This window comes from Marseilla massiliensis (assembly GCF_016899955.1).
Taxonomy (GTDB): Bacteria; Bacteroidota; Bacteroidia; order Bacteroidales; family Bacteroidaceae; genus Prevotella; species Prevotella intestinigallinarum.
Genome location: NZ_JACJJL010000032.1, coordinates 15,749 through 31,989 on the forward strand (window position 1 = coordinate 15,749; position 16,241 = coordinate 31,989).

Annotated in this window: 13 protein-coding genes and 2 pseudogenes; 14 read left to right on the forward strand and 1 reads right to left on the reverse strand. The window is 51.7% G+C overall.

Annotated features, from left to right (window positions below; all coding sequences use genetic code 11):
• The first annotated feature begins 4 nt into the window (after positions 1–4).
• From H6B30_RS14110 to H6B30_RS14175, 14 genes and pseudogenes are all read left to right on the forward strand, one after another.
• Positions 5–1,255 carry a toprim domain-containing protein gene (locus H6B30_RS14110; RefSeq protein ID WP_205111702.1) on the forward strand — a complete coding sequence of 417 codons (1,251 nt, stop codon included), beginning with the start codon at positions 5–7 and terminating at the stop codon, positions 1,253–1,255.
• Positions 1,252–1,758, forward strand: a complete 507-nt coding sequence (locus H6B30_RS14115) for a PH domain-containing protein (protein ID WP_205111704.1) — start codon at positions 1,252–1,254, stop codon at positions 1,756–1,758. Before H6B30_RS14110 ends, H6B30_RS14115 begins: the two co-directional genes overlap by 4 nt.
• Entirely contained in the window at positions 1,739–2,434 is a 696-nt protein-coding gene (locus H6B30_RS14120; protein ID WP_205111706.1) for a hypothetical protein, read from the forward strand. The genes H6B30_RS14115 and H6B30_RS14120 overlap by 20 nt, the downstream gene beginning before the upstream one ends.
• 43 nt (positions 2,435–2,477) lie before the next feature.
• Positions 2,478–3,149 carry a hypothetical protein gene (locus H6B30_RS14125; RefSeq protein WP_013619365.1) on the forward strand — a complete coding sequence of 224 codons (672 nt, stop codon included), beginning with the start codon at positions 2,478–2,480 and terminating at the stop codon, positions 3,147–3,149.
• Positions 3,150–3,183: 34 nt separating this feature from the next.
• Positions 3,184–3,819, forward strand: a complete 636-nt coding sequence (locus tag H6B30_RS14130; protein ID WP_205111708.1) for an antitoxin — start codon at positions 3,184–3,186, stop codon at positions 3,817–3,819.
• Between the two features lie 45 nt (positions 3,820–3,864).
• The gene (locus tag H6B30_RS14135) at positions 3,865–4,692 is read left to right on the forward strand and encodes a M23 family metallopeptidase (RefSeq protein ID WP_205111710.1); all 828 of its coding nucleotides are present in this window, start codon (positions 3,865–3,867) and stop codon (positions 4,690–4,692) included.
• Between the two features lie 23 nt (positions 4,693–4,715).
• Positions 4,716–5,000: a hypothetical protein gene (locus H6B30_RS14140; protein ID WP_205111722.1), complete on the forward strand. Its 285-nt coding sequence runs from the start codon at positions 4,716–4,718 to the stop codon at positions 4,998–5,000.
• Complete coding sequence (locus H6B30_RS14145) at positions 4,997–6,793, forward strand: hypothetical protein (protein ID WP_205111712.1); 1,797 nt, start codon at positions 4,997–4,999, stop codon at positions 6,791–6,793. The genes H6B30_RS14140 and H6B30_RS14145 overlap by 4 nt, the downstream gene beginning before the upstream one ends.
• A gap of 18 nt (positions 6,794–6,811) precedes the next feature.
• A complete protein-coding gene (locus H6B30_RS14150; RefSeq protein WP_205111714.1) occupies positions 6,812–9,448 on the forward strand; it encodes a MutS N-terminal domain-containing protein in 2,637 nt (878 codons plus the stop codon).
• A 31-nt stretch (positions 9,449–9,479) separates the two neighbouring features.
• Complete coding sequence (locus tag H6B30_RS14155; protein WP_205111716.1) at positions 9,480–10,949, forward strand: glucosaminidase domain-containing protein; 1,470 nt, start codon at positions 9,480–9,482, stop codon at positions 10,947–10,949.
• A gap of 50 nt (positions 10,950–10,999) precedes the next feature.
• Positions 11,000–11,617 carry a hypothetical protein gene (locus H6B30_RS14160; RefSeq protein WP_205102800.1) on the forward strand — a complete coding sequence of 206 codons (618 nt, stop codon included), beginning with the start codon at positions 11,000–11,002 and terminating at the stop codon, positions 11,615–11,617.
• Between the two features lie 2 nt (positions 11,618–11,619).
• Positions 11,620–11,814: pseudogene (locus H6B30_RS14165) on the forward strand (ArdC family protein); the annotation flags it as partial.
• Positions 11,815–12,375: 561 nt separating this feature from the next.
• A complete protein-coding gene (locus H6B30_RS14170) occupies positions 12,376–14,187 on the forward strand; it encodes a reverse transcriptase domain-containing protein (protein ID WP_204444234.1) in 1,812 nt (603 codons plus the stop codon).
• 37 nt (positions 14,188–14,224) lie between these two features.
• Positions 14,225–15,169, forward strand: a pseudogene (locus tag H6B30_RS14175) (zincin-like metallopeptidase domain-containing protein); the annotation flags it as partial.
• 208 nt (positions 15,170–15,377) lie between these two features.
• Here the strand turns inward: H6B30_RS14175 and H6B30_RS14180 are convergent.
• A complete protein-coding gene (locus H6B30_RS14180) occupies positions 15,378–15,848 on the reverse strand; it encodes a hypothetical protein (RefSeq protein WP_205102803.1) in 471 nt (156 codons plus the stop codon).
• Between the last annotated feature and the right edge of the window lie 393 nt (positions 15,849–16,241).

Sequence of the window (16,241 nt, forward strand, 5' to 3'; positions counted from 1 at the left end):
AATCATGGCAGAACTGACTTACGAGGATTACAAGAGGAGGCTGAGCATACAGGAACTGTTGGTGGACGCAGGCTATCGGCTGAACCGCCGTGACGGCCTGCGCTATCCGTCTTATGTGCGCATTGACAGCGATGGGCGGCGTGTGCGAGGAGACAAGTTCATCGTCACGGCCAACGGCTTCTGTTGTTTCCAGCCGCCCGAACGCAAGAATTACAATGTCATTTCCTTCATCAAGGAACATCCCCACTTCTTTGCCGATTACACTCCGGGGATGTCCGCCGACCGGTTGGTCAACCTCGTATGCCGCCGTCTGTTGAACGAGCCGCAAGAAATCCGTGAAACAAGGATATTCAACCCTGGCAAGGAGGGCAAACCGTTTGACATGGATGAATACGACCTGCAAGCCTTCCGCATGGACGATTGGGAGAGCCAGAAAAAGTTCTATCCCTATTTCAAGAACCGGGGCATTGACCTTGACACCCAACGCGCCTTTTGCAGTCATTTCTTCCTTGCCTCCAAGCACCGGACGGACGGCAAGGTATTTACCAACCTCGCTTTTCCATTGTCACTGCCCGCATGGCCGGGCAAACAGATTGTCGGCTTGGAAGAACGCAGCCGCCCCAATGCCGAGGGCAAGACCGCCTACAAGGGCATGGCGGCAGGGAGCAACGCCACCAAGGGAATGTGGATAGCCCAGCTGAACAGCCACCGCAGTGATGTCGGTTTCAACATTCCGTTGTCAGGCGTGAAAGACGTGTACTGGTTTGAGAGTGCCTTCGATGCGATGGCGTTCTACCAAATCGAAAAGAAGGAAACTGTGGCATACGCCGACTTGGGAAACGCCGTATTCGTTTCCACGGGAGGCACGCCGAGCATCAGGCAGTTTGCCGGGATGCAGGAACAGACCCCTGATGCCAACCACCACCTCTGCTTCGACCGCGACCAGGCGGGACAGCTCTATGCCGTGAACTTCGCCTTGCAGATGAACGGACGGGTATTCAACTCACACATGACGAAGAAAGACACCTTGGTGGTGACTGACCTAACCGGGAAATACGGAAGGACGGAACTGGACGTTCGCACATTTGACTTTGAAGCTATTTGCAAGGAACTTGGCTTGGAGAAAGGACGCATTGACTACCGTCCACCCAGCGAGGGCTACAAGGACTGGAACGACCAACTTATAGGCAAACGGATGGATGAGGATAAGGAACAAGAAAATACGGAAGAACGACAAACCCGATTCAGACGATGACACAAACTACTTCACAACAGCCATTTACGCGACCCAACACCCTGCAACTGCGGCCACGGACGTTGCAGTTTTTTATCGACAACCTGCCGTTGCTGACGCTCGACCTGTGCGGTTACGCTTGTGCCGGGATGGACGGAATGCTGTTCAAGGGATTGTTGCTTTGGTTGTCAGTGGCCATGTCGTTGGTCTTGGCTTACCGTTTTATCTACCTTAAACGCATGATTTACCGCATTACGGACGAACAACTGATATACGAGCACGGGGTGATTACCCGGAGCAGCGATTATGTGGAACTATACCGGGTGGTGGATTTCGCCGAGAGGAGCAACCTGCTGCAACAGCTTTGCGGACTGAAAACCGTGAGCGTCCATTCGGGCGACCGCACCACGCCCCAGCTTGACATCATCGGCATGGACATGAACAATGACCTGGTGCCTGTCATCCGTGGACGGGTGGAATTGAACAAACGGAGAAAGGGAATCTATGAAATTACGAACCGCTAAGATATTGATGACCATCGTATTAGTATTGTGTTCCAGTATTCGGGCACAAGCGCAATTTGTGCAGACCAATCCTTTGGAATGGTTGGCCTTGGCGGAAGGCAACGAGGCCATCAACGGCCAGATACAAGAGCAGGTGGATGGTCAGACCAAGACGGCGGTGTTGCAGAACACCATTGCTGCCGAGTTCAACCGCATCCGTGAATGGGAGCGGAAGTACAGCGACTACCTGCAAACGGTGGAAGGTTATGCTTCCTCATTGAAAGCCGCCACCACCCTCTATGAAGACGGGGTACGCATCTTCATTACCCTCGGCAAGCTGCGCAAGGCCATCACCAATAATCCGCAGGGCATTGTCGCCACGATGAACATGAACAACCTCTACATCGAAACGGCCACGGAGTTGGTTTCGGTTTACACGCTGCTAAGGAATGCCGTGGCCACAGGCGGCCCGCAGAATATGCTGACCGGAGCGGAACGGAGTGAAACCCTTTGGGCTTTGTCCGACCGGCTGGACGCATTCAGCAAGAAACTGCACCAGCTTTACCTGAGCATCCGATACTATACGATGACGGACGTGTGGAACAATGTCACGGCAGGCATGATTGACCGCGACAACAGTGAGATAGCCCATGCCGCATTGAACAGATGGCGAAGGGCGGCAAGGACTATCCAATGAAGAATGAAAAATGATGAATGAAGAATTAAGAATGGCAGGGATAATGAGACACATCGTGATAATGGGCTTGCTGCTTGTTTGCTCGTTGCAATTAAAGGCACAAATCGACCCGACCCTGGCCGGGATGGTGTACCTCTATACCGAAAAGGCGGAAGACCAGTTGAAAGCACAGGAGCGGGCGATGCTGATGCAGACCACCGGGCATATCTGGACACGGGAGGAAGTGGAAGGCACGACGGACATCCAACGGAAGTTCAACGACTACCTCGATTCTTTCCGCGACATCATCAGCTATGCTGCACAGATATACGGCTTCTACCACGAGGTAGGCAAACTGGCCGAAAATATGGGGAGCCTGAACGACCAATTGCGCAGCCATGCGGGAAACGCCATTGCTGTGGCACTCACCCCGAACCGCAACCGCATCTACCAAGAGCTGATATTGGGCAGCGTGGAAATCGTGAACGACATCCGGCAAGTATGCCTGAGTGACACCAAGATGACCGAGAAGCAACGGATAGAATTGGTGTTCGGCATCCGGCCAAAGCTGAAAGCGATGAACCGGAAACTGCGCCATTTGACATTGGCGGTGAAATACACCTCGCTGGCCGATGTGTGGGCGACCATCGATGAAGGGGCAAGGCCGCAGAAAGCGGACAAGGCGGAAATAGCCCGTGCCGCCATGCGCAGATGGAGAAGAAACGGAGATTTATAAACGGATGGAAACAACTACAAAATAAGTATAGGATATGGCAGGATGGGCAAGAATACTGGGTTTTGGCAAAAAACTGGTCAACAACTCCGCCACCCGCTCATTAGGCGGTGCGGTAGTGCATCCCCAACGCACCCTAGCCGGATTAGGCCATGCCACCAAAACGGCTGTTGTCGGAGGCGGCATGGGCTACCTTGCGTGGGAGAACATCGTGAACGACAAGCCGGTGGTACGCACCGTGGCCGACGTGCTGGTCGGCGAGGGAGCAGTGGACAAGGGCATGGAGATGGCAGGGGAAGCCGCCGAAAAAGTGGAACAGGCTGTTGACCGGGCAGGTGAAGCACTACAAGGGGTAAAGGAGGGCGTTTCTACCATGAACCAGACATGGGGAGGCATCGGAACATTCTTAGGCAACCTGACCGGTGGGAACGGCTTGGATATGTTCGGCAATTTCTTCTCCAACTTGGGGAAAGGAAACGTGTCGGGCTTGGGAATGCTCGGCTTGGTGGCTTCCGCCTTGTTGGTGTTCGGACGTTTCGGCTGGTTAGGCAAGATCGGCGGCCTCCTGCTAGGCATGATGCTGATTGGCAACAACTCCAAGGTGGAACGGATGCAACCAGCAACACAAAACCCGGAAGAAGCGCAGGAACGGCAGGGAGGAAGGAGAAGATAAATTAAGAATTAGAAATGGAGAATTGAATTGGCAATGACAGGAAATATGAGTTATACGCAAGAGATGAACCTCGCATCGCGAAGCGGCTATTGCATGCCGTTCGAGGAACGCGACGGGGAAGTGAGGCTGGCCTTGGGTTACGGAGAACAGACCCATCCCAAGACCGGCGGGAAATTCTTCCATCACGGTGTGGATTTCGCCACGAACCGCTACCTGTTGGCAGCTGTGGCAGACGGCATCGTGAGCGGTATCGGGAGCAACTCCACGCACGGGTTGTCCTTGACGACACGCTACGGCAAGTACGAAATGACATACGCCCACTTGGCAAGGGCGATGGCCCCATTCGGAGCCAAGGTGAAAGCCGGCAACATTCTGGCCATCAGCGGAAACCTGTTACATATGGAGGTAAGGTACGACGGTGAGGAAATCAATCCCATAGACTTCCTGACCATGCTGTACGGCAACCTGAAAATGATGCGGCAACAAGGACATACCGGGATGCCCGATTTTGAGACCATCGAAATGGACATCCCCACAGACTATGACGATGACCAGGATGAGGTGGAGGAACTGATGCTGCGCTTCTACCCGGACTACCTGTCTGAAATAGGACGCGGGTTGTACCGTGTGCCGGAGCATACCGCCCAATCGCTGCGTAACATCTTCTCACTCTCGGCCGTCCGTAACTATTTCTACGAGGTGATACCCTCATTGGCCAACCCGCTCGGCATCGGCAATCGCTCCATGCCCATCGCCGCCAAGGTGCAGAACCTGTTGATAAGCGACTTTCTGGACTATTTGGCGTTCCGTCACGGGGTGTTCCTCTCCACGTTGGACGGAAACGGTAAAAAAAAAGACTTGACGAAGCGGTAGCCGCCATCGGCGTCACCGACCCGCTGGCGGATTTAGAGATTGACGTGCGCAGTTTCGACATACCCAGATTAGTGACCGTCTATCCCGACCGCGCCGGACTGAGGTGGTGGACGAAGGCCTGGTTCAACAACAAAGAGGACGGGGAAGCCTCGGTGGAAATCAACCGGCAGACGGCGGTGGGCTTCATTCGCGATGAGATAGCCAAGGACGCGATGCTGGAGAAATACTACCCTAAGCAGATGGAGGCCTGCCGCCACGCAATAGAACAGACAAGAGAACAACTGATGAAACAACTGAACATCACATGAGCAATGGAATACGACATGACGGACGGTTCGCCGAGGTGGAATACTGCCTGCAAAGTTACTTCGACACTTATATGGTGGCTGTCATGCAGGACGTAAAGGACTACATCGGAAAGAAAAAGGCTGAGGAGACAAGCGAATACGCCATGAGTCCGGCAGGACTGCTGGGCAGTCTTGCAAACGGAACCACAGGAATGCCCGACAACACGCTCCGACACCTGCGGCTCACGGGAGAATGGAACAGCAAGACCGCCGAGGATTATGTGGAGATGTGCAGGGAAAGGATTGCCGGAAACGAGGACATCGCCTCCGACCTTACCCTGCTTGCCGGGGAATGGCGCAATGCGGTCGTGACCGAGATAGGCAGGGAACGGTATGACAGCCTCTCTGCCCGATTAGGGGGCGACCTGGCTTTCGCCTATGTGGACTACCGCATGGAACAGCTGATGATAGACCACATGGTGGCCGAGCGGATGCCCAAGTCATCGGTGGAATACGTGCTGCGCAAGGGTATGGAGGGCAGCCTGTTCGGTTTCGCCGACTCCCTGATGAAATCTCCCCTGCAACAGGAAATCGACGCAAGAAGCGAAGCCGCCTACAAGCCGTCCAAAGGAGAAAGGGCAGCCGGACGTGGCGTTTCCCTCGTGGCGGATGCCGCAGCCACGGGCGGCATCACCTCATGGACAGCACTGGCGGGGACTTTGGGGCTGGAAGCTGTTTCCTACGGTGTGGAACGGTATATCGACGGCGATAAAAAAGGAGGCGTAAAAGTGCCGACCGTAGAAGAGTGCATCAGTCGTGGCGTGTTCGGTGCGGAAGGCAACGTGTTCACGGGCTTCCGCCAAAAAGGGAAGCAAATCGTTTCCTACGAGAATGACTATGTGCTTTCCGTCAACAGCCGGCTGGTAAAGCCCATGGGCATCCTCACGGAAAAACCGTTATGGGCGGATTATTCGGAACAATACAAACTACCCCATATGGATCTGAAATCATTTATCCCGGAAAACAAGCGCGATGACGAACGCTACAAGGACGTGCCAATGATTGTCGCGCCTGGGCATGAGGAGGAATACCTCCGGACCTTGGTCGAACAGGAAGAAGCGCAGAAGAAGAAAACGGAAGCCGTGCAATCGGAAAGCGAAGGACAACACACTGGACAACAACCGCAACAGGAACAAACACCGGAAAGCGGCCAGAACGAAAACCAGCAACAGACCAATGAGAGCGGTTGGGATTCCTTTCTGAGGACATTCGGGTTGGACGGGCTGGACGGCGTGGGCAAGAACCTGGGCTATGTGGTTTCCATGCTCCCCGATGTGCTGATAGGCTTGTTCACCGGTCATACGAAATCTTTCGGGGTAAAGGACAGTCTGTTGCCCGTCGCTTCCATATTGCTGGGCATGTTCGTCCGTAATCCCTTGCTGAAAATGGTATTGATAGGCATGGGCGGCTTGAACCTGCTCAACAAGGCCGGGCAAGAAGCTCTTGACAAGCAAGAAGAAACACCTGCCAGACAGCTATACAAGCCTTATCCCGATGAACAACTGAACGCAAGGCTCGCCAATCCCGTGCTTCAAGGCGACCACCTCTTTATGGAAATCGACGGTGTGCCGTGCAGCGTCCTGTTGCCACACAATGCCGCCGAAGCCTGCCGAGAGGGGGCATTGCCGATCAATACCCTTGCCAATGCCGTGTTGGCCAAGCATGAGCAAACCAAGCGGATAGCCCAAGGGAACTTTCGTGCCTCGGAGCAGGCATTGGAGGAAGGCAGGGAAAGGACATTTGGTATCAAGTAACAACATTATCTGAAAAAAATGAGCAAGAATAAAAGTCCTCAAGAGAAAGCCGCAGTGGAAAGAGAAAAGGAACTGCTGTCAGGCGCATTAAACGGAGCGGCAAGCAGCGGCGGCTACTGGCTGAACGCTTCGGGCAGGACGGCTCCCATGTTTTACCCGAAAGGCCCTGAAGTTAGTCCATTCAACGCTCTCATACTCGCTATGCACACCGACCGTGGAGGTTACAAGACCGCCCGTTATTTCTCGTTCAACGAGGCCAAGAAATACGGACAAGCGGTGCTGCAAGGTGAAAAAGGTGTGCCCTTCCATTGGTACAAATGGGAGAAGTATGTTAACCGCAACGACCCGAACGACACGATGTCGAGGGAGGATTACCTCCGGATGGACAAGGAAGAGCGGAAACAATACAAAGGAGTGCGCAACCGGGAGATACGCATCCTGTTCAACGTGGACCAGACCACGCTGCCCGATTCCAATCCCGAAACCTACCGTGCCCTGCTGGAGAGCCATGGCGGCATCAACGACCGGGGCAACCTCAAGGCGGAAGAGCGGCAGTTGCGGAACGCCGTCAACCATTTCGTGGCGCATGTCAAGGAAAACCTCGTGCCTATCCGCAAGGACGGCACAGGCATACCCCGTTACGACACCGCCAAGGATGCCGTCTATATGCCAGACCAAAAGCATTTTGCCTCTTACCCCGACTATGTGCAGGAATTGGTGCGCCAAGTGGCAAGTGCCACCGGGCATCAGCAACGTCTTGCCCGTGAAGGCATGGTGATGCAAGGCGGCAAGGCACCTTCGGAAGATGCCGTGGAATATGAACGACTGGTGGCTGAACTCGCCGCTGGCGTGAAGATGACGGAGTTCGGTCTGCCGGCCAAGATGTCAGCGGAGAACCTGCCTTTGGTGGAATACTGGACGAAGGAACTGCACGAGAACCCCATATTGCTGGAAGCCATCGAAACGGACGTGAACAATGCCGTGGAGGTGATGCGCAAGGCGGAGCGTGGCGAGAAGATAGAATACGCGGCCTTGCGGGATCACAAACGCACCACCGAACTGCGCGAGAAACAGAAGCCGCAAGTAGATTCAAGGGAGAGCGCCATCCTGCTCGACATCATCCGTAAGGGAGGCATGGGCGTGGACAGCCGCAATTTCGCCTCTCCCACCGAGAAACAGGGCTTCATGGAAAAGTTTAGTCTGGGCTTTTATGACAAAAAGGTGGAAGAAGCATTGTCGAGGGTACGTGACGAAGACCCCGAAGTGGTGGAGATCGCCTTTACCGAAGCCGCCAATTACGGCACCCAGATGGTGGAGTCCTGCAAGGAGTACATTCCTGCCGAGTGGAATACCAAGGGCAGCTATGCGGTGTCTGACAGCTTGAAAGGGATACCTGACCGCTCCACCAAGGAGATGGTCATCGTGCGCGACAAGCAGACGGGTCTCGTGGATGTCGTGCTGCCTGGCGGGGCGTTGGAAGGTGGCCATGTGGTCTTGCCCGACGGTGACAAACGCCCGTACAGCCTGACACCGGACGAGGTGATGAGTGCCCAAGAACGGTCGGAACGCGGGGCAAAGGCGGTGACGAACAACCTGCCCGGCTTCTCCAAGCCACGCATCGAGAGTGCCTTGCGGGCGCAAGGCGCTGCATTCGTCCGTTTCTTTAACAAGGACGGCTTACTGGGTTTCCGTCCCGATGACAGCTACTTTGAGGGCAAGGAGGTAACTACGGCCAAATTAGAGGGCAAGGAACTGCGGACACTTTCGCACATCGACGTGTCCGAGGCGGTGAAAAACGCGACCACCGTGCAGTTCGACCGCATACAGATGCTGCGTGACGATGACGGGCGGTGGGCGTTGTACCTTAAACCACAGGGAGAGGCGTCATTCAGCGTCTATCCCGACAAGGAGGATGTCAACCGTTTCTTCACCACCATCAAGCAAGGGCAACAGGAAGCGTCCGCCGAAGTCCGCCGCAGCTTGGCCAATAAATACTACGCCTTGGCGCAGAATATGCCGGAACTGAAAACGGACTTGTTCGCTGGTCACACCGAGAATGCCGACCTGTCAAGGATTAAAAGAGTGAATATTTTCCGCACTAAGGACGAGCGCATCCTCTGCGCCCCGGTCATTGATGGCGTGGAGAAGGTACAGCCGAGGCTGGTGACGCCCCAACAGTGGCAACGGATGTGGGCGGCGGAGGATATGGCCGAATACAAAACTAATCTGGCAGGCATGCTCTTTGCCGATGTGTTGCAACAGGCAAACGCGCAAATCCAGTCACAGGAATCCAAACAAGGAGAACAAACCAACATGGCATCTGAGGCCACCGCCAAAGGACACTCTTTCACCCCGTCCATGCAGGAACAGTTCGGCCAACTTAAATCCAAACACCCAGATGCTTTGCTGCTGTTCCGGACCGGCGACAACTATGTGGCCTACAAGGAGGATGCACAGACCGCCTCACGGATATTGGAACTTGATGTGGAACAGGGAGATAAGGCGGATACCGTTTCATTCCCCTTCGTGGATTTGGACACCCATCTTCCCAAACTTATCCGTGCAGGGCAACGGGTAGCAATTTGTGACCAATTGGAAGAATCCAAGCAAACGGTAAGCCATGAGAATGAGGCACGTGTGGGGCGTGGGAGATAACAGGGATTATTGACAATCAAAAGATTCAAATATGGGTAAAAGCAAGAACGAAATATATGCGGAGCAATACGCCAAATGTGCGATGGAGCAGATGCGCCGCTACGGAATACCGGCCTCCGTGACACTGGCGCAGGGCATATTGGAAAGCAGCAACGGCGAAAGCTCTTTGGCAAAGAAAGAGAACAACCATTTCGGCATCAAGGCCACGCAAGGCTGGTTGGACGGTGGCGGCAGGTATGGCTTGTATACAGATGACAAACCCAATGAGAAGTTTTGCAGCTATGACAGCGTGGCCGATTCCTACGAACACCATTCCCGTTTCCTGGCAGAGAACAAACGGTATGCCGGATGTTTCAAGTTGCAAGCCGATGACTACAAGGGCTGGGCGAAAGGGTTGGAACAGGCGGGATATGCCACGGGAGGCAACTACGCTGCCTCGCTCATTGGCATCATCGAGCGGAACGGGCTTGACAAGTACGACCGCATGGTAATGGAAGAGAAGCAAGCACAAGGCCGGACACCTGGCGAGGACAGGGAAAGCCACCTTACCGAAGAGGGCAAAGGTTATGCCTTTCCATTGGAACGTTTGGAGTTTCTGTTGGTGACTGCGCCGTTCGGCGGACAACGCAGCATCACCCTGCAAACAGACCATGAAGCCGTTTTGGCCACGGAAGACAATGGCAAGGTGGTGGCGGTGGACACCGGTAAATCACTGACGGTAGAGTATGCACGGACAGACGGCACCATCTATCAGGTCAGCTACCAAGACTTGGCAAACACGAATGCCAAAGTGGGCGATACGGTAAACGCCGGACAGCTGGTAGGCGTGTCGGGGGACAACCTTCAATTCGGTGTGGTGCAAATCTCCACGGACGGCAGCAGGCGTAACATCGATCCTGCAGCATACTTGGCCGATGTCGCCCAAAAGGGGAACATCAACCTGCAACTGATGTATGAAGGCAAGGACTTGATGGAAAAATACAAGGCTGCTGATGGTGCGGCCATCAACACAACCCTGTCACCGGAAGAATGGATGAAAAAGTTGCTTTCCTCGGAGGACAGCGGTGCACGTCTTGGCTACGGCACTGATCCCGTAGTGGAGATGGCCATTACGATGTTCACTTCGCTCATGGCATTGGCCATGCAGATTGACAACAAGGATGAACAGATGAAAGTGGCCACCGAAGCGGCCTTGGGCAAGCGCATCGACCTTTCGGCATTGCTGCCCGCCTGCAAGGAATGCGTGTTGGAGATACAGGACGGCGGCCGCCCCATCTTGCATATGGACAATGGCAGCGGAATCTTCTCGCACGAACTGACCGCATCGGAGATGAACCGCCTTTCCCTTGTCCTTTCCGATACGGGTACCACAGCAGAGCAGAAACGCATCCAAGTGGTGGCGATAGTGAACAGCATCGCCCTTTCCGGCCAAGTGGCACAGAACTATGAGCAGGGAATGGAACAACACAATGGTCAAGGCGAGAACCTGCAAATCAGATAAAAGACAGAATAGCGAAATAACGAATACATCACCAATAAAGGATAACAATTATGATCAAATGCAATGTGACAATCAACGGCACGGTCAGCCGGGCGGCGACGGTGCGGACCAACAGCGAGGGACAATCGTTTATCTGCCTTACCGTCAAGGCAACCATTCCCGCCAAGTCGGGTGCGGGCAAGCAAGTGGAAATCTCCGTATCAATGGACGGAGAAGAAACAGATACCACCTCGTATGCCGTGGGTGCAAGGGTGGAAATGCAGGGTACGCTTACTTTCCGTAAGCGTAGCGACAACCTATACTTGAATTTCCATGCCGAAGCAGTGGATTTTGCCCCTGTATCCGACAAGGACAGCATAACGGGCGACATTGAATTTCGCGGCACCATCGGCAAGCAGGTGGAGGAAAAGACCGACAAGAAAGGCGGCAAGTATCTTGTATTCTCGGCTTTCAGCACCGAGAAAGACGGAGAAGCCTTCGCTTTCACTTGGGTGCGTTTCATCCGTTTCTCGGCAGAGCGGGAGACTTTCCTTGCACCTAAGACGGGTATAACAGCCAAGGGCAAGCTAGAATTGTCAGCCTACCTTGACAAGCTCAACATCGCTTGCCGGGTGGAAGAGTTGGCTGAATGGGTAAAAAAGGATAATAACTATCAAACCCAGGAATAAGCATGGCAAAGAGGAATGATTACCACAGGGATGGTCCGTCAGCCGAAGACCGGGCGTTGGAACGTTTCACGGAACTGATGATCGAGAAGATTTCCACCCTGCAAAAGGACTGGTCGAAACCCTGGTTCACGGCGGGCATGATGAAATGGCCGAAGAACCTTTCGGGCAGGGAGTACAACGGGATGAATGCTCTGATGTGTGCGCCAGTATTGGCTGCGTAATAAATATCTCTTTGGCAAGAGATTAGGTGAGGATTCGAATCACCTACTACCAACTGACTTATCCGTAGGGGAAACCCGATGGGGAGTGTAGCATGTCAGTAAAACCCTAAGTCAACTAATTGCCATGTTGCTACTGAGGGGTGAGGTAGAAAGATAGATACAAGGATGAAACCTTGATTGGTTAAACGATAGTCAAGTGACATACGCTGTGGCTGCGTCGGAAGGCAATTACAAACGACGTATCGTAACACCCTCATTCAAAACATCAGTCTGAGTGGCAAAAGAATCGGTTACGACACACTGCAATAAGTAGAAAAAGACGAAAGTCGCATCCGAAAATCTATCGTGCTAATAGTTATTACGTAACTAAACTGGGATTACCTAAATCGGGATGCCGAAAGGCTATGAATTATAGGTTCTGAATACCCGACATGGTAACGGAGCTCTCGTAGTAGTCCGAGCAAGGGAAAGCCTTGCACATGGCGAAGGAGAGCAGTTAATAACTTAATACAAACAAAGGATAATGTGAGAGACATTATGAGAAATCCAGAGCAAGTATTAAACAATCTAATCGTTCACAGCAAAGTTTCGGATTACAAGTTCGAAAGGCTGTATCGGAATCTATTCAATGAACAGATGTTCTATATTGCTTATCAGCGCATATATGCAAAGCCAGGCAATATGACACCTGGAGCAGATGGCAAAACTATAGACCAAATGTCAACTCAAAGAATAGAAAGACTCATCGAAAGCCTCAAAAACGAGACTTACCAACCAGTTCCGGCAAGAAGAACGTATATACCAAAGAAAAACGGAAAACTCCGTCCTCTTGGTATTCCGTCCTTTGAGGATAAACTTGTGCAAGAGGTAACAAGAATACTTCTTGAAGCCATATATGAAGGGCATTTTGAATGCACTTCTCACGGCTTTAGACCTTTCAAGAGTTGCCATACTGCAATGGATGACATCCAAAAACACTTCACTGGTGCGAAATGGTTTATCGAAGGAGACATAAAAGGTTTCTTTGATAATATTGACCATAATGTACTCATCGATATTCTCAAACTGAGAATTAGTGACGAACGTTTTCTACGACTAATCCGCAAGTTTCTCAATGCTGGCTATATGGAGAAATGGACATATCACAAGACGTACTCGGGAACACCCCAAGGTGGAATCGTTAGCCCAATTTTGGCAAACATTTATCTTGACCAGTTCGATAAGTATATCAAGGAATATGCCGAAAACTTCAACACTGGAAAAGGCAGAAGGGTCAACCCCGAGTATAACCGTTTCTGCAACAAACGTAATGCACTGAAACGCAAGCTTAAAAGCGAAATGGACGAATCTGTTAGACAACAACTAATGGACGAAATCCAAGCATTGAAAGCCAAAATGGTTACAATTCCGTACAACATGGCAATGGATGAAAACTACAAACGAATGAAATATGTTCGTTATGCAGACGATTTCCTAATCGGAGTAATTGGCAGTAAAGAAGATTGCAAGAAGATGAAAGAGGACATCACGATTTATATGCGTGATAAACTGAAGTTGGAACTTTCCGATGAAAAGACCTTAATCACTCATTCGCATGAACATGCTAAATTTCTCGGATTCGAAATCTCAGTCCAAAAGTCAAATACGCTACGAAGAAATAGCCTTGGCTTCACCCGTAGGTCTTTCCAAGGGAAGGTTGTCATATCGCTCTCTCCCGATAATGTCGAAAAGAAACTTTTGGCTCTAAAGGCCATAAGAATCAAGGACATTCAAGGAAGAAGATTATGGTGGCCCGAATCTCGTGGATATTTAGTCGGTAAGAAGGAAGAAGAAATCTTGATGCAATACAATCTTGAAATCAGAGGTTTCTACAATTATTTCTCTATTGCCAACAATATAGCTGCGGTAGGAAGCGGATTTGGCTATGCGATGAGGTTTAGCCTATACAAAACCCTTGCCAACAAGCACAACAGTACTATCAGTAAGGTAAGAAATAAATACCGAAAAGATAAGGACTTTGTGATTCCCTACAAGGATAAGAATGGCAAAGAGAAATGTGTAGTGTTATACAATCAAGGCTTTAAGCGCCAAACTATCAACGATTTTCCCGAAGTGGACAATCTGCCAAATACTTGTTGGCTTCCTGAGCCAACTCTTGTTGACAGACTTAAAACTTCATGTTGCGAACTATGCGGTCAAACTGGCAATGTAGTGATGCATCACGTGCGTAAACTCACACTTTTAAAGGGTGAGAACGAATGGGAAAAACTTATGCTCAAAAAGCGCAGGAAAACGTTAGTAGTATGCGAAACATGCAATGCGAAAATCCAAAGAGCAAGTGAAAAATAGATTGATGTTATTAATGGAAAGCCGTATACATGGAGACATGTACGTACGGTTTGGGGGCAGATATTTGGAAACCTACCACCGAAAGGTGTCAAGGCGTCGAATATCGAGCCTACTGGCATTGGAATGTGAGAAAAGGGGGTATGAGCTTCCCGTGTTCTGCACCTTCGATGCGGCCTTGTCGCTCAATTACAGCAAGAAGAAGGACGGCTCGCGGCAGCCTTTGCTGGATGAAAACGGAGAGAAGCTGTCGTTGGTGTCCGTGCAGAAAGGCGAGAGATCCTTCCCGGTTTTTATCACCACCTTTACCGTGGTGGACAAGGAAACGAAAGAGAAAATCAAGTATGAGGACTATAAAAGGCTGTCCGATGAAGAAAAACAGCGATATTCGGTTTATCCGAAGATGAACGTATATAACGTGTTCAATGTGGACCAGACCAACCTCCGCGAGGCTCGTCCCGAACTGTACGAGAAGATTCGGTCTGCCAATGAACTGAAACCGCCCGTAAAATTGGACGGCGAGTCATTCTCCTTCGCCCCGTTGGACGAGATGGTGGACAAAGGACTGTGGGTATGTCCTATCCGCCCCATGCATCAGGACAGGGCGTATTACAGCATCAGCAAGGACGAAATTGTCATTCCTGAAAAGGCGCAGTTCGTGAACGGGGAATCCTATTACGGCACCATGCTGCATGAGATGACCCATAGTTCCGGACATGAGAGCCGGTTGAACCGCTTGAAACCCGCTGCATTCGGGTCGGAGGAATACGCAAGGGAGGAATTGGTGGCCGAGCTGGGTAGTGCGCTGTTGGCTTCACGTTATGGTATGGCAAAGCAGGTAAAAGAGGAGTCGGCGGCTTACCTGAAGTCGTGGCTGGGCAGCCTAAAAGAGTCGCCGGAGTTCCTGAGAACGACCTTGTTCGATGTAAAAAGGGCGACCTCGATGATTTCGCAGCAGATTGAGGCCGTACAGGAGCGCATCGAAGCCAAGCCGGACATCATGGATGTGGACGGCGACGGGAACACACAAGAAGTGGCTCATGAGGAACGAGAGCTTGTGGGTACGGTGGCGGAGGAACACGTGCCGTACCGACGGGGACGGTAAAAGGGAAGCGGTCTCATAAAGGTACGGTCGGCAGGGTGGATTTGTTTGCTCCACCCTGCCGGCAGTTACCAATGTTGATGCATCCGTGTCAGAAATGATAGCGGATGACACCGCCGAAGAAAAGTACCGTTCCTTCCTCCAACCCGCTGACCCAGGACATGAAGCCGGCCGATAGCATGGGTTCGCCGTCGATGAAAAACCTGATGTTCGTATCCAGCGGATTTTCAATCTCCCTTTTCAGCCAGTATGCCTCTCCGACGAACTTGAATACGTTTTCGGATGACACTTTCACGGCCTTGCCGTGGATGCGGGCCACCCACTCTTCCGTCCACTTGCCGATGCCGCCGTTATACCGCAGGGAATTTTCGTCGATGGGCGTGAACATCCCTTCGGGCAGTATGCAGCTGCAGAAATCCTCAATCACGATTTTACGGTATGCTTCCAGGACTTCCGAACAATAGTCGAAGAAGCCATAACCGCCTTCATACAACGTGAGCGCGTTTATGAAATCCTCCTTGCCGATGACTTCCGTTCCGATTTGAATGATGTTTGAGTACATGGTTCTTGTTTTTATTAGTTGGACATTGTGTGCATTCCCTGTTGTCCGGGCTTTCCGCCCTTACCGCAAGGACATTTTACGTGCGGATGGAAACGGCAGGACAGGGAAACAAAGGCAAGCAATCTCGAAGGATAGTATGGCGGTGCTTGACGTGTTTCCCATGCCGTAACTTTGCACTGGAAAATGGGGCGGCAAGAATGGGCGTATGGCAAAATCCAATAAGGTATAAAAGGATTGGTCAAAACAATATATAAAAGTGTATAAAAGGGTGCTGCGGCATGGAAAGCCTATGGTGCTTATGCAAAGCTGAACATAAGCACCATTATGCAAAGTGTTATATTATGCGTAGCGTTACTAATAAATAGCTATTATTCAATATTATTTAGCAGCAAC

Coding starts and splice junctions, on each gene's coding strand:
- H6B30_RS14110 (WP_205111702.1), top strand. CDS start 5: ATGGCAGAACTGACTTACGAGGATTACAAGAGGAGGCTGAGCATACAG.
- H6B30_RS14115 (WP_205111704.1), top strand. CDS start 1,252: ATGACACAAACTACTTCACAACAGCCATTTACGCGACCCAACACCCTG.
- H6B30_RS14120 (WP_205111706.1), top strand. CDS start 1,739: ATGAAATTACGAACCGCTAAGATATTGATGACCATCGTATTAGTATTG.
- H6B30_RS14125 (WP_013619365.1), top strand. CDS start 2,478: ATGAGACACATCGTGATAATGGGCTTGCTGCTTGTTTGCTCGTTGCAA.
- H6B30_RS14130 (WP_205111708.1), top strand. CDS start 3,184: ATGGCAGGATGGGCAAGAATACTGGGTTTTGGCAAAAAACTGGTCAAC.
- H6B30_RS14135 (WP_205111710.1), top strand. CDS start 3,865: ATGAGTTATACGCAAGAGATGAACCTCGCATCGCGAAGCGGCTATTGC.
- H6B30_RS14145 (WP_205111712.1), top strand. CDS start 4,997: ATGAGCAATGGAATACGACATGACGGACGGTTCGCCGAGGTGGAATAC.
- H6B30_RS14150 (WP_205111714.1), top strand. CDS start 6,812: ATGAGCAAGAATAAAAGTCCTCAAGAGAAAGCCGCAGTGGAAAGAGAA.
- H6B30_RS14155 (WP_205111716.1), top strand. CDS start 9,480: ATGGGTAAAAGCAAGAACGAAATATATGCGGAGCAATACGCCAAATGT.
- H6B30_RS14160 (WP_205102800.1), top strand. CDS start 11,000: ATGATCAAATGCAATGTGACAATCAACGGCACGGTCAGCCGGGCGGCG.
- H6B30_RS14170 (WP_204444234.1), top strand. CDS start 12,376: ATGAGAAATCCAGAGCAAGTATTAAACAATCTAATCGTTCACAGCAAA.
- H6B30_RS14180 (WP_205102803.1), bottom strand. CDS start 15,848: ATGTACTCAAACATCATTCAAATCGGAACGGAAGTCATCGGCAAGGAG.